The sequence below is a fragment of the Sinobaca sp. TMA16-18 genome, assembly GCF_059510535.1.
Genome location: NZ_JCAKFM010000002.1, coordinates 461,501 through 485,325, shown reverse-complemented (window position 1 = coordinate 485,325; position 23,825 = coordinate 461,501). Strand labels below are relative to the sequence as shown.

General features: G+C 45.9%; 25 protein-coding genes and 6 tRNA genes. 4 read left to right on the top strand and 27 right to left on the bottom strand.

Annotated elements, in window-relative coordinates; all coding sequences use genetic code 11:
* Window positions 1-412: 412 nt before the first annotated feature.
* From AC5W14_RS06135 to acpS, 22 genes are all read right to left on the bottom strand, one after another.
* On the bottom strand, window positions 413-1,195 hold the full coding sequence (locus AC5W14_RS06135) for a helix-turn-helix domain-containing protein (protein ID WP_496193921.1): 783 nt from the start codon (window positions 1,193-1,195) through the stop codon (window positions 413-415).
* 144 nt (window positions 1,196-1,339) lie between these two features.
* Entirely contained in the window at window positions 1,340-2,302 is a 963-nt protein-coding gene (locus tag AC5W14_RS06130; protein ID WP_496193920.1) for a tyrosine-type recombinase/integrase, read from the bottom strand.
* A 224-nt stretch (window positions 2,303-2,526) separates the two neighbouring features.
* Window positions 2,527-2,601: transfer RNA gene (locus AC5W14_RS06125), tRNA-Gln, on the bottom strand.
* A gap of 76 nt (window positions 2,602-2,677) precedes the next feature.
* Window positions 2,678-2,754, bottom strand: a tRNA-Asp gene (locus AC5W14_RS06120).
* Between the two features lie 20 nt (window positions 2,755-2,774).
* Window positions 2,775-2,850 (bottom strand) — tRNA-Val (locus tag AC5W14_RS06115).
* Window positions 2,851-2,855: 5 nt separating this feature from the next.
* A tRNA-Glu gene (locus tag AC5W14_RS06110) sits at window positions 2,856-2,930 on the bottom strand.
* A 6-nt stretch (window positions 2,931-2,936) separates the two neighbouring features.
* A tRNA-Ser gene (locus AC5W14_RS06105) sits at window positions 2,937-3,028 on the bottom strand.
* A 2-nt stretch (window positions 3,029-3,030) separates the two neighbouring features.
* A tRNA-Asn gene (locus tag AC5W14_RS06100) sits at window positions 3,031-3,105 on the bottom strand.
* A 172-nt stretch (window positions 3,106-3,277) separates the two neighbouring features.
* The gene (locus tag AC5W14_RS06095; protein ID WP_496193919.1) at window positions 3,278-3,724 is read right to left on the bottom strand and encodes a SprT family protein; all 447 of its coding nucleotides are present in this window, start codon (window positions 3,722-3,724) and stop codon (window positions 3,278-3,280) included.
* Window positions 3,725-3,779: 55 nt separating this feature from the next.
* A complete protein-coding gene (locus AC5W14_RS06090; protein WP_496059670.1) occupies window positions 3,780-5,945 on the bottom strand; it encodes a Tex family protein in 2,166 nt (721 codons plus the stop codon).
* A 134-nt stretch (window positions 5,946-6,079) separates the two neighbouring features.
* The gene (locus tag AC5W14_RS06085; RefSeq protein ID WP_496059671.1) at window positions 6,080-6,688 is read right to left on the bottom strand and encodes a PP2C family serine/threonine-protein phosphatase; all 609 of its coding nucleotides are present in this window, start codon (window positions 6,686-6,688) and stop codon (window positions 6,080-6,082) included.
* The gene (gene sigB / locus AC5W14_RS06080; RefSeq protein ID WP_496059672.1) at window positions 6,688-7,500 is read right to left on the bottom strand and encodes an RNA polymerase sigma factor SigB; all 813 of its coding nucleotides are present in this window, start codon (window positions 7,498-7,500) and stop codon (window positions 6,688-6,690) included. The genes AC5W14_RS06085 and sigB overlap by 1 nt, the downstream gene beginning before the upstream one ends.
* On the bottom strand, window positions 7,445-7,945 hold the full coding sequence (rsbW, locus tag AC5W14_RS06075; RefSeq protein WP_496059673.1) for an anti-sigma B factor RsbW: 501 nt from the start codon (window positions 7,943-7,945) through the stop codon (window positions 7,445-7,447). Before rsbW ends, sigB begins: the two co-directional genes overlap by 56 nt.
* On the bottom strand, window positions 7,945-8,277 hold the full coding sequence (locus AC5W14_RS06070) for an STAS domain-containing protein (protein WP_496059674.1): 333 nt from the start codon (window positions 8,275-8,277) through the stop codon (window positions 7,945-7,947). Before AC5W14_RS06070 ends, rsbW begins: the two co-directional genes overlap by 1 nt.
* A gap of 109 nt (window positions 8,278-8,386) precedes the next feature.
* A complete protein-coding gene (locus tag AC5W14_RS06065; protein ID WP_496059675.1) occupies window positions 8,387-9,400 on the bottom strand; it encodes a PP2C family protein-serine/threonine phosphatase in 1,014 nt (337 codons plus the stop codon).
* 15 nt (window positions 9,401-9,415) lie between these two features.
* On the bottom strand, window positions 9,416-9,829 hold the full coding sequence (locus AC5W14_RS06060; protein ID WP_120192687.1) for an anti-sigma regulatory factor: 414 nt from the start codon (window positions 9,827-9,829) through the stop codon (window positions 9,416-9,418).
* Between the two features lie 2 nt (window positions 9,830-9,831).
* On the bottom strand, window positions 9,832-10,188 hold the full coding sequence (locus AC5W14_RS06055; protein WP_120192689.1) for an STAS domain-containing protein: 357 nt from the start codon (window positions 10,186-10,188) through the stop codon (window positions 9,832-9,834).
* Between the two features lie 55 nt (window positions 10,189-10,243).
* Window positions 10,244-11,065, bottom strand: a complete 822-nt coding sequence (locus AC5W14_RS06050) for an STAS domain-containing protein (protein ID WP_496059676.1) — start codon at window positions 11,063-11,065, stop codon at window positions 10,244-10,246.
* A gap of 473 nt (window positions 11,066-11,538) precedes the next feature.
* Complete coding sequence (locus AC5W14_RS06045) at window positions 11,539-11,820, bottom strand: antitoxin (RefSeq protein ID WP_252311160.1); 282 nt, start codon at window positions 11,818-11,820, stop codon at window positions 11,539-11,541.
* Between the two features lie 183 nt (window positions 11,821-12,003).
* On the bottom strand, window positions 12,004-13,149 hold the full coding sequence (gene alr / locus AC5W14_RS06040; RefSeq protein WP_496193918.1) for an alanine racemase: 1,146 nt from the start codon (window positions 13,147-13,149) through the stop codon (window positions 12,004-12,006).
* A 2-nt stretch (window positions 13,150-13,151) separates the two neighbouring features.
* A complete protein-coding gene (locus tag AC5W14_RS06035) occupies window positions 13,152-14,693 on the bottom strand; it encodes an NAD(P)H-hydrate dehydratase (protein ID WP_496193917.1) in 1,542 nt (513 codons plus the stop codon).
* 12 nt (window positions 14,694-14,705) lie between these two features.
* Entirely contained in the window at window positions 14,706-15,068 is a 363-nt protein-coding gene (acpS, locus tag AC5W14_RS06030; protein WP_496193916.1) for a holo-ACP synthase, read from the bottom strand.
* Between the two features lie 125 nt (window positions 15,069-15,193).
* Between acpS and AC5W14_RS06025 the strand changes: the two genes are divergently transcribed.
* The gene (locus tag AC5W14_RS06025) at window positions 15,194-15,988 is read left to right on the top strand and encodes a rhomboid family intramembrane serine protease (RefSeq protein WP_496193915.1); all 795 of its coding nucleotides are present in this window, start codon (window positions 15,194-15,196) and stop codon (window positions 15,986-15,988) included.
* 42 nt (window positions 15,989-16,030) lie between these two features.
* Here AC5W14_RS06025 and AC5W14_RS06020 read toward each other — a convergent pair whose 3' ends face one another.
* From AC5W14_RS06020 to AC5W14_RS06010, 3 genes are all read right to left on the bottom strand, one after another.
* Window positions 16,031-17,431: an RsiX family anti-sigma factor gene (locus AC5W14_RS06020; protein ID WP_496193914.1), complete on the bottom strand. Its 1,401-nt coding sequence runs from the start codon at window positions 17,429-17,431 to the stop codon at window positions 16,031-16,033.
* The gene (locus tag AC5W14_RS06015) at window positions 17,428-17,967 is read right to left on the bottom strand and encodes an RNA polymerase sigma factor SigX (RefSeq protein ID WP_496059682.1); all 540 of its coding nucleotides are present in this window, start codon (window positions 17,965-17,967) and stop codon (window positions 17,428-17,430) included. Before AC5W14_RS06015 ends, AC5W14_RS06020 begins: the two co-directional genes overlap by 4 nt.
* A 473-nt stretch (window positions 17,968-18,440) precedes the next feature.
* A complete protein-coding gene (locus tag AC5W14_RS06010) occupies window positions 18,441-18,584 on the bottom strand; it encodes a BH0509 family protein (protein ID WP_252311167.1) in 144 nt (47 codons plus the stop codon).
* Window positions 18,585-18,765: 181 nt separating this feature from the next.
* Here AC5W14_RS06010 and AC5W14_RS06005 point away from each other — a divergent pair, with 181 nt between their 5' ends.
* Both AC5W14_RS06005 and trhA read left to right on the top strand, forming a co-directional pair.
* The gene (locus AC5W14_RS06005; RefSeq protein WP_496193913.1) at window positions 18,766-19,611 is read left to right on the top strand and encodes a GerMN domain-containing protein; all 846 of its coding nucleotides are present in this window, start codon (window positions 18,766-18,768) and stop codon (window positions 19,609-19,611) included.
* 113 nt (window positions 19,612-19,724) lie between these two features.
* Window positions 19,725-20,366, top strand: coding sequence for a PAQR family membrane homeostasis protein TrhA (trhA, locus tag AC5W14_RS06000; protein WP_496193912.1), 642 nt, complete (start codon window positions 19,725-19,727; stop codon window positions 20,364-20,366).
* Window positions 20,367-20,420: 54 nt separating this feature from the next.
* Here the strand turns inward: trhA and AC5W14_RS05995 are convergent, their stop codons facing one another.
* Together AC5W14_RS05995 and AC5W14_RS05990 are read right to left on the bottom strand one after the other, a co-directional pair.
* Window positions 20,421-21,032, bottom strand: a complete 612-nt coding sequence (locus tag AC5W14_RS05995) for a nitroreductase family protein (protein WP_496059685.1) — start codon at window positions 21,030-21,032, stop codon at window positions 20,421-20,423.
* Between the two features lie 128 nt (window positions 21,033-21,160).
* A complete protein-coding gene (locus AC5W14_RS05990; RefSeq protein ID WP_496059686.1) occupies window positions 21,161-21,877 on the bottom strand; it encodes a CAP domain-containing protein in 717 nt (238 codons plus the stop codon).
* 285 nt (window positions 21,878-22,162) lie between these two features.
* Between AC5W14_RS05990 and AC5W14_RS05985 the strand changes: the two genes are divergently transcribed.
* A complete protein-coding gene (locus tag AC5W14_RS05985) occupies window positions 22,163-23,755 on the top strand; it encodes a peptide chain release factor 3 (RefSeq protein WP_496059687.1) in 1,593 nt (530 codons plus the stop codon).
* Window positions 23,756-23,825 lie beyond the last annotated feature (70 nt).

The window sequence follows — 23,825 nt, the reverse complement described above, 5'->3', positions numbered from 1 at the left end:
TATTTGATATATTGCGTTTCTTTAAGTAATTAAATTATTATTCTTTAATTTATAAATTCTTGGATTCAATTTATTGAATTCAATATCTCTTTCTTTTTTCTTCATATACCTGTGACCGAAACAAAATTCAAACCATATTTTGAAATTATCATTTCAAAAACCATAACTTCAAACCCCTTTAAATCTCTTTAAAGTGCGAGTTCAAATTCTCTTATGTCTTTGTCTCTCTGCTCGCTGTGTTAAGCTTAGCATGGATACGCAAATGATATGTATATTCTGTATACGTAAATAGCGTATTTTATCGTTTAATTTCATATCGCTATTAATAAAACCCTGATTTATCAACGGTTTCGACCGCATAAAATAAATAAAATATTTATTTTTTACCGTAAAATAACCCGCACGGCACATATCAAACAACGTCTTCCATCGCCAACCAATCGTACCTATCGCGCAAAACTTCCTTTCGTTTTAATTCAACACATAGCCGTTGCACACTGTTATATAAATAACCGCCTAAGTTCGATACCTGACCGGTTTTAAACTTCAGCACCACTCGTTTTATTAGCTGGGTGAAGTCGTCAGCGTACTGTTCAATCGTCATATTGCGTGATACGTCGGCTTTTGCGCGGTAAATAACCCCCGTTAAGTTATAAACGGTTTCCACGTCAAATAACGGCGCAAGGGTATTGTAAATTGCGTCAGGTATCGCGCCATGTAATACTTCGCAATCGTTTATTATCGTGTCATTTGTGGTTTTATATTTATTATTCGCTTTTAGAACAGCTTCATTATCGAAATTAACGTGTTCATCGCTACCGGCGCGGCTGTCTGCGTTATCTGCCGGGGTGTCAATCGCCATGACAATAATAATATTTGCGCCATTGCCACCGCGTTTTGCACGGAATAATGGTATACGTGAAATTATATTCAGCTTTTCCAGTAACGATAAAGCGCGCTGAATTGTTCGCTTCGACTTATCTAACATAGTCGCAATGGTATCGACCTTTAACATACTAGAACCTGGATGCTTAACAGCGTACTGAGCGATTAAACGCAGTACGGCGCGGCTACTTCCAGATAAATCGTCCTCACAGCGTTTCTGGTGCGACTGAACAGCTTCATTCAGTTCTGAAACAGTCGAAAACGTTGCATATTCCTGCAAATAATGTAAATGGTTCATATTGCGGTTCATTCCCTTCGAATATAACCGCGCGCAATACCCGTATTTTTAGTATACTTAAGTAAGCGTTGACGTTAACGCTATTTTTCGCTAAACTAAGAGAACACTACTAATCTTAGTCGGTCGCTTTTGCGGTCGGCTATTTTTTTGTGTAAATTAACGCATTAACTTGCTGACTGGCGAAAAACGCTTGTGACCGTCTGCAACTTCTGTCGAAAATAGATTTACATATATGCGTACCATGTCGAGCGATTTATGACCTAGAATATATTGTAATTCGAATAAGTTAGCGCCGCCCTGTACAGCAAGCTTCGCAAAGGTATGCCGTAGTGTGTGGGGCGAGCACCGTACGTTTTTAATGCCCGCCTTTTGCCCTAACATCTTTAAGCGGTCTTGAAAGCCGCGCCGGCTCATTACGCCATTGTCCACGCTGACAAATAGCGTCTGATGCGGTAATTCGCCCCGTGTGCGAATGTAATGCGTCAATGCCTTGCGTACATCGGTTTGAATGGGAACGTTTCTCTCTTCGTGGTTTTTCGTGTTCCTGATGCGTACGTATCCGTCCTTAATGTTCACGTCGTTCAATTCGATGCCGATTGTTTCGGATAACCGCAGTCCTGTTTCTATCATTAACAGTATCATCGTATAATCCCGCAATCCGGCGAATGTTCGTTTATCGTTCATAGACAAAATAGCCCTGACTTGTTGTATGTCAAAGGCTTCGACTGCATTCTTTGTGGTTTTTAATAGCGAAATACCGTCCATCGGGCTAGAAGTGATATACCCTTCCTGTACGCAATAGATAAAGAACGCCCTGAGCGCTCGTAACCTTGCGTTAATGGACGTTTCTTTATTCCCCTGCTCTTGCATGTGCCGAATTACTAAAGTGCGTATATGAGCCTTAGAAACGCCTTCTAGCGCGTGTATATTTCCTAACGCTAAATAGCGTAGCACCATTTTCAATTCCATTTTGTAATATTTAATCGTATAAGCGGTCAAATTCATAATATGACGGTCTTCAATAAAACGGGCGACGGCACTTTCCAGTGACATTGCGGATTGGTTCTTAATGTCATCGTCCGCAATAAAGCGGCTACGTCTATCAGTTCGTTTGTTCATAACAAAAAACGCCCCTCTCGATTAATTAATCGCAAAGGGACGTCCCGTTATAGTATACGTATATTTAGCTATGCGGCTGTAAACGATATGCCATCGAATATTCTCGTTAGCCTGTCGTAAAAAACTATCGCAAAGCCTAGATTAAAGGGTTAATAACGAATCACATAACGCTGTACTGTCCTAAGTCTAGCGCGTCTGCCAATTCCGCCACACCCGCAAATAAGTGGCTGGGCTAGCTGGATTCGAACCAGCGCATCACGGAGTCAAAGTCCGATGCCTTACCGCTTGGCCATAGCCCAATATTAAGGAAGTAATGCTTCCTAGTTAGCCATTATAATACATTAGTTGATTTTTTTCAAAGGAACATAATTTAAATGGCGGTCCGGACGGGACTCGAACCCGCGACCTCCTGCGTGACAGGCAGGCATTCTAACCAACTGAACTACCGGACCATTTAATGATAAAGAGTGAATGGTGGAGGATGACAGGATCGAACTGCCGACCCCCTGCTTGTAAGGCAGGTGCTCTCCCAGCTGAGCTAATCCTCCATTATTGGTGACCCGTACGGGATTCGAACCCGTGATACCGCCGTGAAAGGGCGGTGTCTTAACCACTTGACCAACGGGCCGAATCATGGCGGAGAAGGAGGGATTCGAACCCTCGCGCCGTTTACACAACCTACTCCCTTAGCAGGGGAGCCCCTTATAGCCACTTGGGTACTTCTCCATTGGCTCCACAGGCAGGATTCGAACCTGCGACCGATCGGTTAACAGCCGATAGCTCTACCACTGAGCTACTGTGGAATGTGCATTATTTTGATGCGACATTCAGTAGTTTACATGATAGCGCATATGATGTCAATAGAATATTCATTTATTTTAAATGGCTTTACAGAGGCAGTTACCAGCGTTTTTGCCGGTTGCTCTCAAGCGACTTTTATAATGTACCACAGCATACAAAATAAGGTCAAGCGATTTAGGGAACTTTTTTTAATTTCCCTTTGCATCCGCCGCATACATACTTCGATGTATCGATGCGCCGCTTCCTGTAAAAGAGGCTTCCGCACCTGATGCATCGGTATTTGTGCTTGTATACCTCCTCTTTTTCGTCCACTGCTCTGCAGTGCCGGGCTCCCCCTGTTTCTGCAAGAAGCTTTTTAAAATCTGCATCCCGGTGCCGATAGCCTTTTCCTTCTATATGAAGATGATAGTGGCAGAGTTCATGTTTTATGATTGAAATTAATTCCTCACGCCCATGTATCTGGTAATGCTTTGGGTTCATTTCGATGTTATGGCTCTGCAGCATATAGCGGCCTCCGGTTGTGCGGAGCCTGCCGTTAAATATACACCGATGAAGAAACGGCCGGTCAAAATGAGAAATGGAAATGTCCTCTGCGAGCTTCTGCAGGTCCTCGTTGTTCATCTGCTCCCGCCTTTCTATCAAAAAAGAGCGCCTGCAGCCAGGCGCTCTTTCCAGTTTATTTGGTTGGTTCAATCATCGTCAAGGCAATTCTTCCTTTTTTTGAATCCACGCTGTCTATCCAGACCGGAATAATATCTCCAACTGAGACTGCTTCCATCGGGTGTTTAATAAATCGCTTGGCCATTTTTGATATGTGTACCAGTCCATCCTGCTTCACACCAATATCGACAAAAGCCCCGAAGTCTACTACATTGCGGACGGTTCCCTGAAGCTCCATCCCCTCTTCCAGATCTTCCATTCTCATAATGCCTTTTTTCAAAATAGGCTTGGGCAGGTCTTCCCGGGGATCCCGGAGCGGCCGCTTTAAATCTTCGATAATATCCCGGATAGTCGGCTCCCCGGCATCCAATGCTTCCGCGGACTCTTTGATGGAAAGTCCGGAGAGCTTCTCAATAAGCTCAGGGCTTCCCGCTTCGGCCGCCGATGCATCTATAGAGGCAAGCAGCGCTTTGGCGGTTTTGTAGCTTTCCGGGTGAATCGCCGTTTTATCGAGCGGTTCTTTCCCATCGATAATACGCATAAATCCGGCGGCCTGTTCATAAGCCTTGCTCCCGAGTCTTGGGACCTTCTTGAGCTGCGCACGGCTTGTGAAGCTGCCATTCTCTTCTCTGTACTTAATGATATTGCCCGCTACTGCTTTCGAGAGACCGGACACATATTTTAAAAGGCTCGGGGACGCCGTGTTTACATTGACCCCGACTTTGTTTACCGTCGTTTCCACAACAAATGCAAGAGAATCGTTCAGCTTTGACTGTGTCACATCATGCTGGTACTGGCCCACTCCAACTGATTTCGGATCAATTTTAACGAGCTCTGCCAGCGGGTCCTGAAGTCTTCTTGCAATCGACACACCGCTTCTCTGCTCCACGGAAAGATCGCCGAATTCTTCTCTGCCCACTTCCGAGGCTGAATAAATACTCGCCCCTGCTTCGTTAACTATCAGGTAGGCCGCATCATGATCCCATTCCGTAATGGCTTCCGCTACAAACTCTTCCGTTTCCCTGGAAGCCGTTCCGTTGCCGATCGCAATCACTTCCACGCTGTACTTGTTAAGCAGCTCTTTCAGCACTTTTCTAGATTCTTCTACTTTATTGACCGGCGGAACGGGATAGATAACCCCTACGTGAAGAAGCTTTCCGTTCGCATCCACAACCGCGATTTTGCAGCCTGTCCGGTAGGCTGGATCCAGCCCAAGCACTACTTTGCCTTTCATCGGCGGCTGCAGCAATAGCTGCTTTAGATTCTCTGAAAAAATGTGAATGGCCTGTTCTTCACCCTTTGCCGTGAGTTCATTGCGAATTTCCCGCTCGATAGACGGTGCAATCAGCCGCTTATATGCGTCTTCATAGGCAGCTTTTACATGTTCAAGCGCCGGTGAGCCGTATCGTTTCACGATTTTCTTTTCTATCATCTGAAGCGCACGTTCCTCTTCTATCGAAACAGAAACTTTTACCACTTTATCTTTTTCCCCGCGGTTCATCGCCAAAATACGATGGGACGGTACTTTACGAACTGCTTCCTGATACTCATAGTACATTTCATACGTCCCGGCTTCGTCGACTGCTCCTTTTTTCAGCTTGGAGGAAAGCAGACCGTGGCGGAACGTCTGCTCGCGCAGTTCTTTGCGGATAGATGGATTGTCCGACACCCATTCCGCTATAATATCACGTGCTCCCTGCAGGGCGGCTTCGACATTTTCTACATCCTGCTCTTCGGACACATACTTTTTTGCTTCTTCTTCCGGACTGCCTTCTTTTGGCAGAGCAAAGAGATAAGAAGCTAACGGCTCAAGGCCTCTGGCCGCTGCCGATGTTGCCCTTGTTTTTCTTTTCTGGCGGTACGGACGGTAAATATCTTCTAATTCCTGCAGTTTTTCCGCGGCTTCAATAGATTTTCTAAGTTCCGGCGTCAGCTTATCCTGTTCTTCAATCAGACGGGAGACTTCTTCTTTTCTTTGCTGCATCTGTCTTGTGTATTCCCAGCCGTCCTGAACATTTTTAATCTGCACTTCATCTGCGCTGCCTGTCTGTTCTTTCCGGTATCTCGAAATAAACGGTACTGTATTTCCTTCTTCCAGCAGTTCAATAATATTACGCACCCATTTTTCCTGCATGGAAAGGGAGGTGGAAAGTTTCGTTACAAGCTGGTCTTGTTTCGTCATATATAAGAAACTCCTTTTCGTTCAATATGTAAGATCTCTTCAGCCTCATTACTATAACATGAAGGCCCGGCTATCCCAAACCGGCCTTGTTTCCGGATAAAAAAAAAAGAGCCTTTCTGTTTGGCAGGAAGGACTCAAGATTCATATAATGACCCTATTAATACCGTGCGGTCATCCTTGGTTTTCTGGCTCTTCTCTGCTAAATATCTCATGGATACATCGGCAGACCGAAGATCTATCATCCAATTATACTCTTCCTGGCTTATGGAAATCCCATCGGAATGTAGAATAAAGTGCAGATTCTTTTTATAATAATAGTGCTCCAGGCGATAATGGAATTTCCGGCCTGATAAAAAACCGGGTGCCGGAAGCGGACGATGGGCTTTCTGGTCATCTGCTGCTATAAACGAGCCGATGTTCCCAATATTGCCGTATACTACTTTGTTTTCATCAAATAATACTTTAAGAATAGTGATAACCGTTCCGCGTTCTCCGCACAAATGCCGATTGCACTCATCCATCAGATCCGGAACGGTCCACTCATGATGGTTCCGGAGAATTTCCATCGCAATATCAGAAGACTTAAAAGCATATTCTCCGCTCCCCAGTCCGTCAGCTACTGCACATAGAAAGTAATCCTCTGTTTCTATCATCATGAAAGAATCCCCGCACAGGCGGTTTCCTTCTTTTTCTTTTTGGTACACAACGGTTTTCACTTTGTCATACGTTCTGCTCTCAATCATCACAGACACTCCGAAGGCTCTGTTCGAATGGAATCTCTCAGTTTTTGAAGCGCTCTTCTCTGAAGCCGCGATACATGCATTTGGGAAATTCCAAGCTTTTCTCCCGTTTCTTTCTGACTTAAATTTTCGAAATACGTACATTTCAAAATTTCTTTCTCACGCTCAGTCAGAACAGTGAATGCTTTTTGAAGCAGGAGCTGCTGATCAGTTTTTTCGTAGCCTTCATCGGTTGCCCCTACAAGATCCAGAAGTGTAACGGCACTGCCTTCCTGATCCGCTTCAATAGAACGGTCCACCGACAGGGCCTGATAGCTTTTCCCCATTTCCATGGTTTCCAGTACTTCTTCTACTGACACTTCAAGATAAGCGGCGATTTCATCCACCTGTGGGGAACGCTGGAGATCACTCGTCAGCTCTTCTACTGCTTTTTTGATTCTTGGGCCAAGTTCTTTTATGCGGCGCGGTACATGAACGCTCCACGTTTTGTCACGGATAAACCGTTTGATCTCGCCGACAATCGTTGGGACAGCAAATGATTCAAAGCTGCGGTCAAATGAGTGGTCAAACCTGCGCAGTGCTGCAAGCAGACCGATCATACCTACCTGGTAGAGGTCATCATCATGATCCTGGCCGCGGGAGAATTTTCTCGCAAGCGACTGAACAAGCGATTCATAATGAAGAACAAGCTTTGTCTGCACTTCTTCGTTGCGGTTAGTTTGAAATTCTTCAATCCACTCATATACATGGGTATTGTCTTTATTGTTTCTGCCCCTGTTCTTGTTTGTCTGCTGAGGTCGGGATTCCGTTGACATGCTGCTCCACCCCATCTCTATGAAGGAACTTGGTCATAACGATCGCAACACCTGATTCATTGCTGATCTCTACTTTATCCATCAAGGTATCAATAAGGAAGAGTCCCAGGCCGCCTTCCTTTAATTCTGAAACAGGCTTGGAACTGTCGATAGGTCCGATGTTTTCAAGCAGGTTGCTCACCTCTGTGCTTTCACCCCGGTCTGCCACAATGATTTGGATGCGGTCTTCGCGGATAACACAGGAAAGAAGCATATACCCTGATTTTTCGTAAGCATGATTCACAACATTTGTACAGGCTTCTGCTACTGCAATTTTCATGTCTTCAATATCATCGTATGAGTATCCTGCTCTGCTTGCAATCCCCGAGATTGTGAGACGGACAACGCCAACATATTCCGCTTTGGCAGGAACTTTCATTTCAAAATTATCTGCATGATCAGTCATTATTGCGTTCCCTCCTTTTTCCCCTCTTCGATGTCAATCACTTCGTCCAGGCCTGTAATGGAGAAAAGTCTCATCACTCTTTGATTAAGTCCAACAAGACGAAGCCTGCTGTTGTTTGCTTCTGATGACTTTAAAGCGCCGACAAAGACGCCAAGCCCTGTGCTGTCGATATAACTTACATTCGTTAGATCTACCGTAACGGACTCTCCGTCTTTTTCTGTTAATGGTTCAATAGCTTCTTTCAGCTGAGGGGCCGTATAAGCATCTACTTCCCCCTCTATATATAGGACGGTTTCTCCTATGGACTGCTCGGTTTTGATATCTAAATTCATAGTATATTTCCTCCTGTTTCCTTTTTGCCGATTATATCTATAATTGTAATAAAATGAATGGTTTATCGAATGATCTTATCCATTTATTAGTTCCCGCTTTTATTTTCTATTAAACCTCCCGGCGGATAATGATCAGCGTAAAGTCATCGCGCAGCTGGAACCCCTGCAGCTTCTCGAGCTGATAGAATACATTTTCCACAAGCTCCTGGGCCGGAAGGTGTTTATAATCGCGGATCAGGTTGGTGATTTCTTCGCGCTCGATAAATCCGTCATCGGTTCTGCATTCGGTTACCCCGTCGGATAACAGAACGATAAAATCGCCCGGCTCTACTTTTTTATGGTATTCCAGAAAGCTGCTGTCTCTGCGGATTCCTAAAACAACGCCTTTTGCCGATAGTTCATCAAAGCTGTCTTCTGCATAGTTATAATAAAACCCGGGTTCGTGTCCGGCGCCTGAATAATAAAAGTGATGAACACGCGGGTCGTAGGAGCCGTACATCATTGTAATAAACATATTGGCCGCTACGTTTTGTTCTACCACCCGGTTTAAGTTCTCCAGAAGAGCGCCCGGCTGCAGGCGCTGTTCCGGATAACTGTCCATCGCATATTTAATCATGGACATACAAAGAGCCGCAGGGACGCCTTTTCCGATAATATCGGCAATAGCCATGCCTACGCATCCATTTTCATCTTTTACAAAATGATAATAGTCCCCGCTCATTTTCGAAGCAGGGACACTAAGTACGCCCACATCAAGATCCTGTACAAACGGAATCTCTTTAGGGAGAAAAGTCTGCTGCATGCTTGCAGCCACGTTAATTTCGTTTTCGAGTTCCCGCTGTTTATCCCTCAGGCTCTGGTGCTCGCGGTATGCGAGACCGTACCCCATCATGACCTCCAGCAGAAATTCAAATGAATCCACTGCGCCTTCTGGCATGTAAGGAAACAATTCTTCAATTGCTTCTATATGAAGACTCACTACTTCTTCAGGTGAAATTTGATTTTCCAGCACCTTTTTGCTGAACTGCTGGGCATAATACAAGCCCTGTTCATTTTTTTCCTTCAAATAGGTGACAAGAATTTTCCGGTATTGTTCCTGCATGATACTGTAAGAATCAGCCAAGTGTTAAATCCTCCTTTACCTGAGCCATTTAACTGCCGTTATAACCGTTCCTTCTCCAACGACAGAATCGATATCAAAATCATCCATTAACCTTTTTACACCCGGCAGTCCTGCTCCAAGTCCGCCGGACGTTGTAAATCCGTCTTCCATTACTTCGCGGATGTTTTTGATTCCGGGACCACGGTCTTTTGCGGTGATTTTGATGCCTTTTTTAGCTCCGCTGCTGTGATACTGTTCGATCGTCTCTATAATAATTTCGCCTTTTTCCGCGTAGAGGTATATGTTTCTTGCCAGTTCAGATATCGCCGTTGTTACACGGGCCTGATCTACACTTCCAAATCCGATTTCTTTTGCAAGATTTCGTCCGGCCTGCCTGGCCGAAACAATGCCCCATTCTGTATGCACTTCAACGCTGGATTGAACACTCATATTCATTCCTCCAGTTCCTGTTGAAGTTTCTCCAAACCTTGTTCAAGGTCTAGAGCGGTAGGAACGTCGTCCAAAATAATACCCATATCTATTAAAGTGATGGCAACCGCCGGCTGAATTCCAGTCATCACTACTCTGGCACCCATAAGATTAGACATTTCTACGACGTCGCCTAGAACTTTTGCTATAAAAGAATCAATCATTTCTACTGAGGTTAAGTCAATAACTACCCCTGCAGACCCTTCCTGGTGAATCTTGTTTAATAGATCCTCCTGAAATTGAAGGGCGGTCTGGTCATCTAAATCTACTTGAACCGATATAAGCAGATACTGCTGAAGCTTCAATATTGGAATTCGCACGTCGGACCCTCCATTCTATAACTGCTCTGCCGTACATAGATACTCTTTATTCAATCTACACATTAATGATCTGGCGCTTTGTCAGCTCCATGCCCGTTTCAATTCCTTTACGGAGACTGCTCTTCGTTGGGAATTTCCCCAGGTCAATTCCCAGGTTGACTATCGTCTGGGCAATTTCAGGCCGGATGCCTACAAGAATACACTCTGCCCCAACGAGCCGTACGGCTTCTGACGCCTGAATAATATGATGGGCCACCATCGTATCTACGACCGGTACTCCGGTAATGTCAATAAGAACCACCTGGGAGCGGTGTTCGATAATGCCGTCAAGCAGATTCTCCATAATCAACTTGGCACGCTCCGTATCAATGGTGCCGATAAGCGGCATGACGCTGATGTTATCAAATACCGGAATGAGCGGCGCGGACAGTTCCTTTAAAGCAAGACGCTGCTGGTGCAGCGTCGTTTCCCAGGAACCGGAGTATTCGTCGACGAGCTGATTGACCATTTCGTCGACCCACTCTTCAATTTCATAAAATGTTTCGTACATTTTTTTGGAAGGAATCTCGCTCCCTGAGCTGATGCTCTCGAGCACCACCCGGCGGAAAGTCTGCATTCCTTTGGTAAAATAACTTAACGGCCATCCCATTCGAATAAGCTTTTCAGCAAAGCTGCGTAAAAATGCGCGTCCATCTTCCAGCTCTACATCGAATGAATTAAAAATCAAGGTAACGAATTCTTCGTTTGTATTTTGAAAAAGTGTTTTGGGTACCTTTTCCTTAAATACATCATTTCGCACCTGATTCATTTTTTCCGACCAGTTTTCATTAATTTCGTTCCGCTGATTATAAATCATTTCCAAAACAGCTGCATGCATAAGTAATTCCTCCACTTGAACTTTAATTGCTCTTATTTATTTTTCAAGTCCGTCTGCTGGTATGTGAAAGGAGGCTGTTGTTTTTACAGCGCTTGGCTTTTTCATCGATGAGGAAGAGAAAGCTCTCCTTTTTCTATAATTATGATTATTCTTTTTGTGACCGGGTATAGTAGAATACGTTCTTATGAAGCTTTTACCTTTTATACATACGCTTCGTTTTTTATCACAAGTACTGCTATTATTTCACGTCTGTACGACAACCGCAAATATATTGCCGTATAATGGAGTATAATTTTCATTATACCAGTCCTTGCAGCAGATTTGCAGAACAAATTAAAGCCCGCCTCCGCACAAAACGGGAGTACCGGCTGTACATTTATTTATGTACAGCCGGTACTCCCGCATGCAGACGATGAAAATATTAAATTGATAAGTTTAAGGTCTTACAGATTGTGAAAGAATATTATAAGTGCTTATACCCCGCTTACTAAACGTGTGTCCATAGAATGTTCGGCTTCCGCTTCTGCAACGAAAGATTCTGAAGCAATGTGCAGGTTGATCTGCGCCATCTCTACATAACCTTTTTGCATCGATTCACGAGCTTTAATGCGCTGAGATTCCCTCAAATAAAGCTCAGTGGCTTGATGAATGAAATCATCCCGATTTTCCCTGCCCTGGTCCAGAATGCCGTCCAGTTCACTAAGAAGGTACTCCGGAAGACTCACCTTAATCTGTTTGGTGTTCCTTTGAAACATGTCACACACACCTCCAGCGTAAGACCTCAACTGTGCTCACTTCCTACTTCATATAATAGCATTTGTAGAAGCGGTTTGCAAAACCGTTTTTTTCATGTGCGCTCTACTCCTGCTGTGACGGAGAAAACAGCTGTTTCGGCCTGATGTTCATTATGGTTTATATCGGCTCCCGCCTACAAAAGTTTAGCTCCTGCCGCTGATATATTTCCTCGGAACGCGCTTGCTGATCATACAGGGAATTTCATAGGTAATGGTTCCCAGTCTCCGGGCTGCATCCAATACGGTGATTTCCTTTTCGTGATCTTTTCCGAGCAGCGTAACCTTCGTTCCTGTCGCCGCCGGTCCGGGGAGACGCACCATCATCTGGTCCATACACACCCTTCCGACAATCGGCGCTTCTTCTCCGTTGATGAGCACAATGCCTCCATTTGTGGAATGATGCCGGTTCCAGCCATCCGCATAGCCGATCGGGACCGTTCCAATATACTCTTCTGCTTCCGCCGTGTAAGTCGCCCCGTAGCTGATGCTTTCTCCGGGACTGATTTTTTTGACCTGCACTAACCGGCTGTATAACGAAAAAGCCGGCTGCAAAGGAAAAGGCAGCTCCTCATTAATATCAGGGGAGGGCGTTAACCCATACATTGAAATGCCGAACCGGAACATCGAAAAGCAGCGGTCCGGAAATCTCATTCCCGCTGCACTGTTCCCGCAGTGGATATATGGAGGCAGTTTCACAATTCCGCCGGCAAGCTCCACGATTTCTTTAAACCGTTCATGTTGCTTATAAAAATAAGCGGTCTCTTGCTCATCGGCAGTAGCAAAATGCGTGAAAATCCCCTCCAGATAAAAAGCAGGCAGTGAAGTTAACGATTCCAGAAAATCGGTTATTTCCGCATTGCTGCGCAGGCCGATCCGCCCCATGCCGGTATCCGTTTTTAAATGAATCGACAGCGCCTGTCCCGGCTTCAGGCCGGCTGACGCCTCCTCGAGCCATTCTTTTTGAAAAACGGTAAGGCTGATATTGTGCTGCCGTGCCGTCTCCGCATCTTCCGGCCTCGTACGGCCGAGCACAAGAATAGGAAGATCAAGTCCCGCCTCGCGGAGCTCCAGTGCCTCTTCCAGAATCGCCGTGCCTAAAAACACTGCCCCTCCACGAATGGCGGCTTTTGCCGCCTGTACAGCTCCGTGCCCGTACCCATCTGCTTTTACAACCGCCATCACATCCAGCTGGTTTCCCGTGCTTTTTAATACCTGCTCGACGTTGCTCGTAATGTTTCCGAGGTCTACTTCGACCCAGGTATCTCTATAAGAATGCTCTCGAAAGGCCATATTTATCTTCTCCTGCTGTCTTGGAATAATTGCACGCTTTTAATTGCTTTAGGAATATATGCCGCTAGTTTGGATGCGCGCAGGGAGTAATCTGTTTCTTCCTGACAAACAGCCAGATCTGCTGCATGGCCGTGCAGAAATACGGCATTGTTAACCATGGCTCCGGTGTTTTCTCCCTGCATAACCTGCCCGAGCAGGATGCCGGTGAGCGTGTCCCCTGAACCGCCTTTTGCAAGACCGGCATTGCCGGTTGTCAATACGGCCTGCTTTTCATCCGGGGTTGTACAAATCGTATTCGGTCCTTTCAGTACAAGAAAACACTCCATTTCCCGGGCATACTGCCTGGATAAAGAAAAACGGCGCTTATTCACCTCTCCCGGAGTAGTGCCGGCCATGCGGGCCATCTCTCCGGGGTGCGGCGTTAATACAAGTGGTGCCGTTCTTTCTTTCCGCTCCTGCTCCAGCTCCGGAAGCCAGTACAGGGCATCGGCATCGAGTATTAATATCCCCGTTGTTTCCACAAGTGCCCGTCTGACGATTTCTTTTGCTTCATTCAAACGTCCCAGTCCCGGCCCGATCGCTACTGCATTATAGCGTTCAAACCCGAAATCCTCCCGAATGCTTGCTTCTGCCAGTTCCCCCTCATTTTCCGGCAGTCTTAAAAAGGTCGTTTCCGGTACCAGCGAGGCCGTTGTATACATAAGCGATTCGGGCACAGCCGTTGTTAACAGGCCGGCGCCGCTTTCTAGTGCTGCCAGGGCTGCAATCGCAGGAGCTCCGGCCATATTTCTTGATCCGCCGATCAACAGACCGCGGCCGTGGCTGCCTTTGTGCGCATTTTCTTTTCGTTCAGGAAACGACGCGGCCGTTTCGGCCAATCCCCACTCTACCGCTTCGCTGCCTGCTTTTTTCCATACAGCACGGGGCATTCCGATAGATACCGTCTCCTGCCGGCCGTAGTGGTCTTTTGCCGGAAATAAATAAGCACTCAGTTTAGGACTTTCCAGAATGATCGTCACGTCCGCTTTTACAGCGGAGGAAGGCACCTCTTCTTCTCCGGAAGGAACGCCGGACGGTACATCTATGGAGATAATCGGTGTGTCAGTTTCACCTAACATTTGTACAGCCTTGTCAAAAGGAGGTTTCACTTCCCCTTTAATGCCGGTGCCAAGCATAGCGTCAATAAGAATGTCATACGCCTCTGCCTGAAAAGCCAAAGCATCAAACGCCTGCGCCGCAAAACCCGACTGTTCGTACAGCTTCTGGTGGTAAAGAGCTGCCCCCTTCAGGCTGTCGGTACTTATCGAAAAGACGTCTGTCTGCACTCCAACGTTTTCAAGCGTTCTCGCTATAGTATAGCCGTCGCCGCCGTTATTGCCCTTGCCCGCCAGAACAGCCGCACGCCGGATATTAGGATACAGCTCCATGATCTTTGCGGCCGCTGCTCTGCCGGCATTTTCCATTAAAAGCTCTTCTTTCATCCCGATGTCTTCTATCGCCAGTCTGTCGGCTTCGCGCATCTGATCTGCTGTGACAATTCTCATGTTTCCACATCCTTACTCTTCTATAATAACCTGGGCCGCTGCCCATTCCCTGCTGTGGGAGATACTCACATGCATTTTCGCCTGCGGCACGCCCTCTACCTTTGCATACAGCACGGGACGGCCGTTCGGCTCGTTGAGTACTTCGATATCCCGGAGCCCATAGGCTTCAGAAATGCCGGTACCGGCAGCTTTTACAAAAGCTTCTTTCGCAGCAAAGCGGCCGGCTGCATACTCCACCCGCCGTTGTCCGGTCAGCTGGCGGAATACCTCTTTTTCTTTATCTGTAAAAATGCGGTCTGCAAACTTCTCGTTTTTATCCAGCAGCCGCTCTATTCTTTTTAATTCTATAATATCTATGCCGATTCCGTGAATCATAACGTTTCTCTCCTCTTTGAGTATCACTGGTCGCCTTCAAAAGATAACTTGTGCTAAAATCAAAAAAGAAATACCGCTCGCCAGACACGCGGCAGATCAAATTATTATATTAAAAGGGGCGCTCTATGTTTATTCGAAATGAATCATTTTATTCGTTCAGAAAAAATTATCCTGTCGTTTTTTCTCTCGTCATTATACATATCATTTTATTTGCGTGGATGAACCTGACTACCCTGACGAATGGGTTGATTCCATTCGGAGACCTGATCTTTCAGCTTGGCGTCGGCTTTAATGCGGCCATCGCTGCGGGCGAATGGTGGAGGCTGTTTACTCCTGTATTTCTTCATCAGGGGCTGACCCACGTCATCCTGAATTCCTTTGCCCTTGTGCTTTTTGCTCCGCCGCTCGAGCAGATGCTTGGCAAAGCAAGATTTATTCTTGTCTACGTGCTCATGGGCCTGCTCGCCAATGTAGCGACTTTCTATTTGGGGGGAGTGTATTATTCCCACCTCGGAGCATCTGGCGCCGTTTTTGGTGTATTCGGCATTTACATGTATTTAATCTGGAAACGCAAAGACCTGATCGACGCGGCCAGCGCCCAGCTTATTCTTATTCTTACGTTGTTCAGTATCGTTATGACGTTTCTGTCTCCTAATATTAACGTATACGCACACATTTTTGGACTTTTTTCCGGCTTTCTGCTGGCGCCTTTCTTTTTGCGGAACGCGACGCCGTTTTTCAGCGTACAGCATTCCAAAGCCCCGGCCGAAGAACCGGTGTTCAATCCAAACCGCTGGAAAGGACGACGCCGCAAATTCCGCCCCCCTATCGGTCAGCGGCTGCCCCGTTTGATTGGCTATGCGTTTGTTGCATTAATTGTTATCGGCCTGCTGGCCAGAGCAGCAGAATTTCTCTTTTAAACGAAAAAGTCTTTCTATCCTTTAAGGACAGAAAGACTTTTTTTATTCAAATGTGACAAAGTTTGGTGCTGCCGGCACCTCAAGAGATTCTTCCGGCAGCCAATCGGCATTGCTTTCGGAATTTTCTTTTTCGAATGTGACGGTTTCATACCCGAAGTCCGAGGCGGCAAACAGGACAGCATCTGTAAAAATGTTGCTGTTCCAGCTCTCCGGCAGCTCCGAGGATTCTGTAAACGTCACAGTGGCATTGGTGCCCTCCCCTTCGACTGCGGCTACATCAAGCCCCTCCGGCATTGGTGATTCCAACGCTTCGTTTTCAGGGTCGGTTTCCATCTGCTGCAGCGTTTCTTCAAAGGAGAATAACTCCCCCTGCTCATTCGCTGTCGGCTGACCTGCCCCTTTAGCACTGACCAGAAGAGTCACATCCTGGTCGGAGGAGTAGGCGAAGTATCCACGGTTCTCTCCCTGCAATAAATAATTCTCGAGCAGTCCGTAATTTCCGAACTCGACGCCCGGTTCTTCATTTTCGGAAAACTGAATTTCCGATACATCCGTGTAGCGGAGGCTTTCTTCCAGGCTGTTTAAAAAGCTTTCTCCCTGAGCACTGCTTAAGCTCTGCTGAGATTCTCCAAAATCGGCCTGCCAGGCACTCGATCCGTCCTCTGCGCTGCTCCATCTAATATTTTGAACAACAGAACCGGAAAGACCGATCTCCTCACCCGCATAATTGCGGTTTAACGCTTCAAAAAAAGCGGGAGCTGAGTCCAGGGACCCTTCAATTAAAAAGGTGACCGGAACCGTAATATCGTACTGCGCGTCCTGGAGCGGAATCGTTACTGGAACGGTTCCCTCTTCTACTTCACTGGAAGGCAGTGCACGCAGATAGTCATTTGCGATCCACTCTTCTTCTACTGCCGGACTTTCATCGCGGCTTTCCGCCGCTTCTGATGTTTCCAGACGGGCCGGTTCATCGGTTTCCTGAGCTTCCAGCGCCTCCAGTGTTTCTTCTTCCGTCATTTCTTCTTCCGGTGCTTCTTCCTCCGCTGCCTCATCGGCAGCATCCTGTTCACTTTCTTCAGTGGCAGCTGAGTCTGAAGCCGATTCATCCGGAGATGGCGGTTCACTTTCTCCATCTTCCGCAGGAGCTTCCTCCTGTGCTTCTTCTGTTTCAGACGCTGTGCGTTCTTCACTTTGCTCTGTATCTGAAGACATCGGCTGGGACTGCGGGATCATATTAGGAATAATAAGGGCTAAAAGCAAAATGGCAAACACCGTTGTAATTCCCGGCACTACCCACTTTTTTCGATTATTCCGGGGGCTCTTTGCTTTTGTCTTTGCCATGACATTGTAATAAATTTCCTGTCTGCTTCGGGTGTCACGGATTTCCGGCATCTGCCGAAGCTTTTCTTCAATTGATTTTTGATCGTGTTGCCGCTGCTTCAAGGTTCTACCCTCCTTTGAGTCTCTTCTTCGTTTCCGCCCATGAGATCCTGCAGCTTTTTGATTGCCCGGTGCTGAGTGGTCTTTACTTTGCTTTCCGACCATCCCAAAACATCTGCCGTTTCTTTTATAGATAGAGAATCTACATACCGGAGCATAAGCACCTGTCGCTGATCGGACGTGCAGTTCTCCATGTACTGATATATTTCCCGGACCTCGTCTTTTGCCGTAAGAATTTCATCCGGCAGCGGAGCGGGGTCTCTTATATCTTCTTTTGAAAGCGGGCCGAGCATGCCTAGCCATTTTCTCTTTTTGCGGTTCTGCTTTCGAATCCAGTCGATTCCGACATGGCGTGCAATAGAATACAGCCATGTTTTTTCGCTGCTTTTGCCTTCAAAGGAGTCAAAGGAATGGAATACTTTAATGTATACTTCCTGGACCAGCTCTTCTGCTGCATCGCGGTCTCGAACCAGATAAAAAAGATATTGATAAAGAGAGTGGTGATAACTTTCATACAACCGCTCAAATTCATCTTGCATGATTTACACTCCCATACTTAAGTCGTTAGTTGTTTCATTGTGTTACATCATTTTTCATAAAAAGCGCCTAATTTATATTACAGTTTGATTACATTGTTATATTCTGACACGGGAACGCCCATCTGGCTACAGATGTACTGCTTCATTCTATGTATTTTTATGTAACAGCTGCTTCCCGGCCGGATTTATGATAAAAACTCTATCAGCATCTGCCATTAGAGTTTATCTGTTATTTATTTTCCTGTATCAGATGGTAGTGATGAAGACGTAACTCCAATAAATAGCGGCATACAAAAAAATAAGCGCTAGAATAACAAATAAAATTTTTCGGTTGGACCATTTTTTCATCCTGTACACCTGCCTTATATGACTGTATTATACCACTTTTATTTCCCTGAAAGTGAACCCCCTTTTTCTTCCCATTTCCCGCAGCAAAAAAGCTTACCTCTTATAAGAAGAGATAAGCTTTTTCGTTATTCCGTTGTTTCATGCTGGAAATAAGTCTGGTCGTAGATGTGTTCAACGTCTTCGTCCGTCATTTGAAAAAACTGCGTTTCCTCTGTGCCCCGGATTTTAGAAATAAACTGGATCATGTTTTGACGCTCTCTTCTTTTCATTTCATTTCCTCCTCTGTTTTAATACAGTTTGTTTTGTTAAATGTATTATATAACAGTATAAATTTAATCGTCAACACTTTTTTTGAAATTTTTTTATTTTTCTATTTAACGTAACTCTTTTCCTATAACACCGTCTTATGTATTGATACAAAATACTTATGTTGAAGGAAGGAAGGTAATAATGAAGAAAATGACATACTTACTAGTTCCATCTACCCTGTTCGTGCTGATACTTTCGGCTTGCGGAACGAGCAGCGGCTCCGAATCCGAGCAGGCTCCGGCAGATGAAGCCAATTCTACGGAAGAAACACAGGAGGAAACGGCGTCAGAAGAAACCGAGTCTGCTGAAGAGAATGAATCGGTGGAGGAAGCGGAAACAACCGAAGAAGAATCTGCTGCGTCAGAAGGAGCTGAATCTGATAACGGCGGGTCTGCTGAGCCGGCCGAATCCGAATCGGCGGAAAGCGGCGGAAACGAGTCTTCTGCTGATGAATCATCGGATGTAACTGAAGAAGAAACAGAAGCTCCCGCTTCTGAAAATGAAGAGTCCGGTCAGGCTTCTGAGAATAGAACAGAAGAAGAAACCAGCACTTCTGCGGAGGAGGAAAACACAATGGAAGAAACCGACGAAATAACGGAAACCGTTACGCTGTTCTTCTCTGATGTTCAGCTCATGGAAACATTAACGGAAGAACGCAGTGTTACAGCTGACTCTAAAGAAAATCTTCCCGCTGCTGCACTCCAGGCATGGATTTCCGGTCCGGAATCAGAAGAGATGTTCTCCCCTGTAAATCCTGAGACAACGGTTCAATCGGTAGAGGGCTCCGGCTCCCAGGCAACTGTATCCTTTTCTTCTGCTTTTGTTGAATCCAATGTCGGCTCAAGCGGAGATGCAGCCATTATGGACCAGATTGCTTCTATCATGAGCCAGTTTGGCTACAGCAGTACCCAGATCCTTATTGACGGGGAAGTAAATGAAAGTATTTTCGGCCACGTAGAAACAGGCAGCCCTATTGAAGCCAACTAAATAAGTACAACATCCCCGGATCTAAAAAAGAGCCGGGGATGTTCTTTTTTTCAGTGCAGCCGGTGGTGTGATAAACTTAAGAAAATTCATGCAGGAAAGGGTTTTTACCCGCTATGGCCAATGTTCACACATTTACTCGTAAAGAAGAAATCGTTAATGCTTCTATTCATGCTATCGGTGTACTGTTCAGCATTGCGGCGCTTGTTATTCTGCTTATTCATGCCGGAACCCCGGCTCATGTGGTAAGCGTCAGCATCTACGGTTCAACGATGCTGTTTTTGTATATGTCTTCCACCCTTGTTCATTTTGTAAAAGAAGGAAAGGCAAAAGACTTATTTGAAATATTCGACCACGCGGCCATTTATTTGTTTATCGCAGGTACATATACACCTCTTCTTTTTCACGCATTGGATGGAGCCTTAAGCTGGACATTGTTTGGTATCGTCTGGGGCATTGCTGCGCTGGGCGTTGTCTTTAAGATATTTTTTGTGAAGCGCTTTTTGTTCTTATCTACTGTCTTTTACATTGGTATGGGCTGGATTATTGTTTTTGCCTGGGTTCCGCTCTCCGAGAACCTTCCAACCGGCGGCCTTGCACTGTTAATCGCAGGCGGTATTCTTTATACGGCCGGATCTGTTTTTTATGTGTGCCGCCGCATTCCATATCACCATGGCATCTGGCACGTGTTTGTTCTTGTTGCATCGTTTCTCCACTTTCTCGCAATCCTGCTGTATGTCCTGCCGTTGATGAACTGACCTGACACTAAAAAATTCCCGCCTTCTTTAATAAGAAAGCGGGAATTTCATTATTTAAAAAGAGTCTTTAATCAGCACATCTTCTACCGGGAAGCGTTTGGATTTCCGCGCTTCTCCTGTTTTTTTGCCGACAGAAATGAGCATAACCGGTATATAGCGGTCAGGTACATTGAATGCTTCTACAAAAGCCGCTTTATCAAATCCGCCCATCGGAACAGTGTCATATCCTTTTTCTTTTGCTGCCAGCATCAGCTGCATCGAAGCAAGGGAGGCGTTGATCAACGCTTCATCTTTCGCAAAGCCTTCTCTTTCGTATGCTCCATGAATATTTGCCACAAGCTGTGTTTTAATGTCTTCTGTCATTTTGCCCGCTTCTACTGCTTCTGCGTAAACCGCGTCCGCATGAATATTGGCTTCTTTATCTCCAAGAACAGCAATAGTCGCTGAGCTTTCTGCCACCTGCTTCTGGTTATACGCAATCGGAAGCAGCTCCTGCTTCTTTTCATCGGATGTAACGGCAAGAAATTTCCAGTGCTGCAGGTTCCAGGAGGATGGAGCCTGCACCGCTGCCTCAATGATATCCTGAAGATCCTGTTCCGGCATATCGGCTTTTGTATCGAATGCACGAATGGACTGGCGTTCTTTCATTAACTGTATTGTTGTCATTTGTCTCAACCCCGCTTTGTTTTTTTGCCATTCATATAGTCTCATGAAGCAGTTCTTGTTGCAAATCATACGAAATATCTGCATGCAAAAAAATCCTCCCGTTCCCGGGAGGATTCTCGCCTGTTTATTTATCTGGTGACAAACATCTGCGTCCAGTACGTACCGTACTCGCCGCCTTCTGCATAACCAATACCAATATGCGTGAAGTTTTCATTCATGATGTTCTCACGGTGTCCTTCTGAATTCATCCACGCGTTCACAACCGCTTCGGGACTGTCCTGGCCGGCAGCAATATTTTCACCTGCCGCGCTGTAGGAAATACCAAAGGTGTTCATCATATCAAACGGGCTTCCATAATTCGGGCTTTCGTGAGCAAAGTAACCGGCGTCGCGGAGATCCTCAGACTTCGTATTTGCAACATCAGCTAAATCTCCATAGCTCTGAAGCGGCTGAAGGCCTGCCTGTTCTCTTTCCACATTTGTCAGTCTTATGACTTCCTGCTCAAATGCAGCCTCTGAATCCGATACTTCGCTGTCAGATGCAGGCTCTGCTTCTGCAGCCTCTGCTGCTGGTGCCGCTTCCGAGGACTGACCTGTCGCTTCCTCAGCTGCTGCTTCGTCTGTGTCAGGGATAGCAATGCTCTGATTTACAGAAATGACATTTTCATTTGCAATGCCTGGATTCTCTGAAAGGACTTCTTCCACCGAAACACCGTGCTCTTCCGCTATACCAAACAGCGTATCCCCCTGCTGGACGGAATATGTCTGTGAAGATTGAGCAAAAACGGCAACCGGGAAAATCATAAGTACTGCTAAAGATCCAATAACTTTTTTCAAACGATCCACCTCCTATAAATAGTATCCCACAATGCTTTGACGAGGAAACAGGAAAAACGTTACATTTTTTTATCTATTTAAGGATCTAATAGTTTATTTTTGATGTTCCTCATTCAAATCGTTATGAAACAACCGGTCATTCTTTGTACATGAGAACGCCTTCCTGCCATTATACATGATATCTTCCTAAAATTGTATCTTCATTTTTATTGTGTATGCTGATTTCATCCTATATGATGAGAAAGGACAGTTAAGTCAGCTCGTTAGATCTTGATAGAAGAAAGGATTGCATTCATGAGTACTTGGAAGGACGAAATAGCTTCACGTAAAACATTTGCTATTATTTCCCACCCGGATGCGGGAAAAACCACCCTCACCGAAAAGCTTCTTTATTTTGGAGGAGCGATCCGCGAGGCAGGATCGGTTAAAGGGAAAAAGAACACGAAACACGCGACAAGTGACTGGATGGAAATTGAAAAACAAAGAGGAATTTCCGTCACAAGCTCAGTAATGGAATTCAGGTACCGTGATTATCATATAAATATTCTTGATACGCCCGGACACGAAGATTTCAGTGAAGATACCTACCGGACACTTACCGCAGCCGACTCTGCAACCATGTTGATCGATGCCGCCAAAGGGGTGGAAGCCCAGACGAAAAAGCTGTTTAAAGTCTGCCGGCTCCGCAGCATCCCTATTTTCACGTTTATTAACAAGCTTGACCGCCAGGGACGTGATCCATTTGAATTGATGGAAGAAATGGAGAACCTTCTCGGCATCCGCTCTTATCCAATGAACTGGCCGATTGGAATGGGAAGGGATTTTCAGGGGATCTATGACCGGATTAATAAAAAGATCGAGCTGTTTGATCCTGATAACCCATCCAACATTCAGGTTAAAAATGTATCGGGCCCGAGTGACCCGGTTCTTATCGACTTTATCGACCCCTCTCTGCTGGAGCAGTTCAAGGAAGAAATGGAACTGCTGGATGTAGCAGGGGATCCTTATGATGAGAAGCGTATTCTTTCTGGAGAATTGACGCCGGTGTTTTTTGGCAGTGCGATTTCCAACTTTGGCGTACAGAACTATTTGGAGCATTTCCTAAAGCTTGCTCCGGCTCCTGTGCCGCGTGACAGCGACATCGGCCCGATATCACCGATGGATGCGGAATTTTCCGGATTTGTTTTTAAGATTCAGGCGAACATGAACCCAAAGCACCGCGATCGAATTGCTTTTCTGCGGATTACGTCGGGCAAGTATACTCAGGGAATGAGCGTACGACACGTACGGCTTGAAAAATCCATGCGCCTGGCCCAGCCCACGCAGTTTCTCGCGCAGGACCGCAATATTGTCAAAGAAGCCTATGCCGGTGATATTATCGGCCTGTTTGACCCCGGCACGTTCCGGATTGGTGATACGCTGGCTGAGAGAACCTCGTTTTCTTTTGATGAAATGCCGCACTTTTCCCCGGAGCATTTCACGGCTATTACTGTGAAAGACGCCATGAAGCATAAATCATACGAAAAAGGCCTCCAGCAGCTTTCCGAAGAAGGCGCCATTCAGCTGTTCCATACGTACAAGCGCTTTCCGGAACTGCAGATTGTCGGCGTCATCGGTGTGCTTCAGTTCGAAGTACTTGAATACCGGCTGAAAAATGAGTACCATGCCGATATTAAAATGGAGCGCCTTCCGTATTCGATTGCCCGCTGGATCGACGGCCCGGAAAAAGATATGGAGCTGTTCAAGCAGAAACAAAAACAGCTCGTAACAGACCGGGACGGCCGGATCGTCGCCCTGTTTGATAATGAATTTCAAATGAACATGACAAAAGATAAGTACCCGTCTCTTTCCTTTTATGAGAACTCATATTTGAAAAAGATCTGGTAAAAACAACAAAAAGCAGCCAATTTGGCTGCTTTTTTTCAGGCTGTTGAAAAAGGCAGAAAACACGTATTTT

Coding starts and splice junctions, on each gene's coding strand:
- AC5W14_RS06135 (WP_496193921.1), bottom strand. CDS start 1,195: ATGAACCGCAATATGAACCATTTACATTATTTGCAGGAATATGCAACG.
- AC5W14_RS06130 (WP_496193920.1), bottom strand. CDS start 2,302: ATGAACAAACGAACTGATAGACGTAGCCGCTTTATTGCGGACGATGAC.
- AC5W14_RS06095 (WP_496193919.1), bottom strand. CDS start 3,724: ATGAACAACGAGGACCTGCAGAAGCTCGCAGAGGACATTTCCATTTCT.
- AC5W14_RS06090 (WP_496059670.1), bottom strand. CDS start 5,945: ATGACGAAACAAGACCAGCTTGTAACGAAACTTTCCACCTCCCTTTCC.
- AC5W14_RS06085 (WP_496059671.1), bottom strand. CDS start 6,688: ATGATTGAGAGCAGAACGTATGACAAAGTGAAAACCGTTGTGTACCAA.
- sigB (WP_496059672.1), bottom strand. CDS start 7,500: ATGTCAACGGAATCCCGACCTCAGCAGACAAACAAGAACAGGGGCAGA.
- rsbW (WP_496059673.1), bottom strand. CDS start 7,945: ATGACTGATCATGCAGATAATTTTGAAATGAAAGTTCCTGCCAAAGCG.
- AC5W14_RS06070 (WP_496059674.1), bottom strand. CDS start 8,277: ATGAATTTAGATATCAAAACCGAGCAGTCCATAGGAGAAACCGTCCTA.
- AC5W14_RS06060 (WP_120192687.1), bottom strand. CDS start 9,829: ATGAGTGTTCAATCCAGCGTTGAAGTGCATACAGAATGGGGCATTGTT.
- AC5W14_RS06050 (WP_496059676.1), bottom strand. CDS start 11,065: ATGCATGCAGCTGTTTTGGAAATGATTTATAATCAGCGGAACGAAATT.
- AC5W14_RS06045 (WP_252311160.1), bottom strand. CDS start 11,820: ATGTTTCAAAGGAACACCAAACAGATTAAGGTGAGTCTTCCGGAGTAC.
- alr (WP_496193918.1), bottom strand. CDS start 13,149: ATGGCCTTTCGAGAGCATTCTTATAGAGATACCTGGGTCGAAGTAGAC.
- AC5W14_RS06035 (WP_496193917.1), bottom strand. CDS start 14,693: ATGAGAATTGTCACAGCAGATCAGATGCGCGAAGCCGACAGACTGGCG.
- acpS (WP_496193916.1), bottom strand. CDS start 15,068: ATGATTCACGGAATCGGCATAGATATTATAGAATTAAAAAGAATAGAG.
- AC5W14_RS06025 (WP_496193915.1), top strand. CDS start 15,194: ATGTTTATTCGAAATGAATCATTTTATTCGTTCAGAAAAAATTATCCT.
- AC5W14_RS06015 (WP_496059682.1), bottom strand. CDS start 17,967: ATGCAAGATGAATTTGAGCGGTTGTATGAAAGTTATCACCACTCTCTT.
- AC5W14_RS06010 (WP_252311167.1), bottom strand. CDS start 18,584: ATGAAAAGAAGAGAGCGTCAAAACATGATCCAGTTTATTTCTAAAATC.
- AC5W14_RS06005 (WP_496193913.1), top strand. CDS start 18,766: ATGAAGAAAATGACATACTTACTAGTTCCATCTACCCTGTTCGTGCTG.
- trhA (WP_496193912.1), top strand. CDS start 19,725: ATGGCCAATGTTCACACATTTACTCGTAAAGAAGAAATCGTTAATGCT.
- AC5W14_RS05995 (WP_496059685.1), bottom strand. CDS start 21,032: ATGACAACAATACAGTTAATGAAAGAACGCCAGTCCATTCGTGCATTC.
- AC5W14_RS05985 (WP_496059687.1), top strand. CDS start 22,163: ATGAGTACTTGGAAGGACGAAATAGCTTCACGTAAAACATTTGCTATT.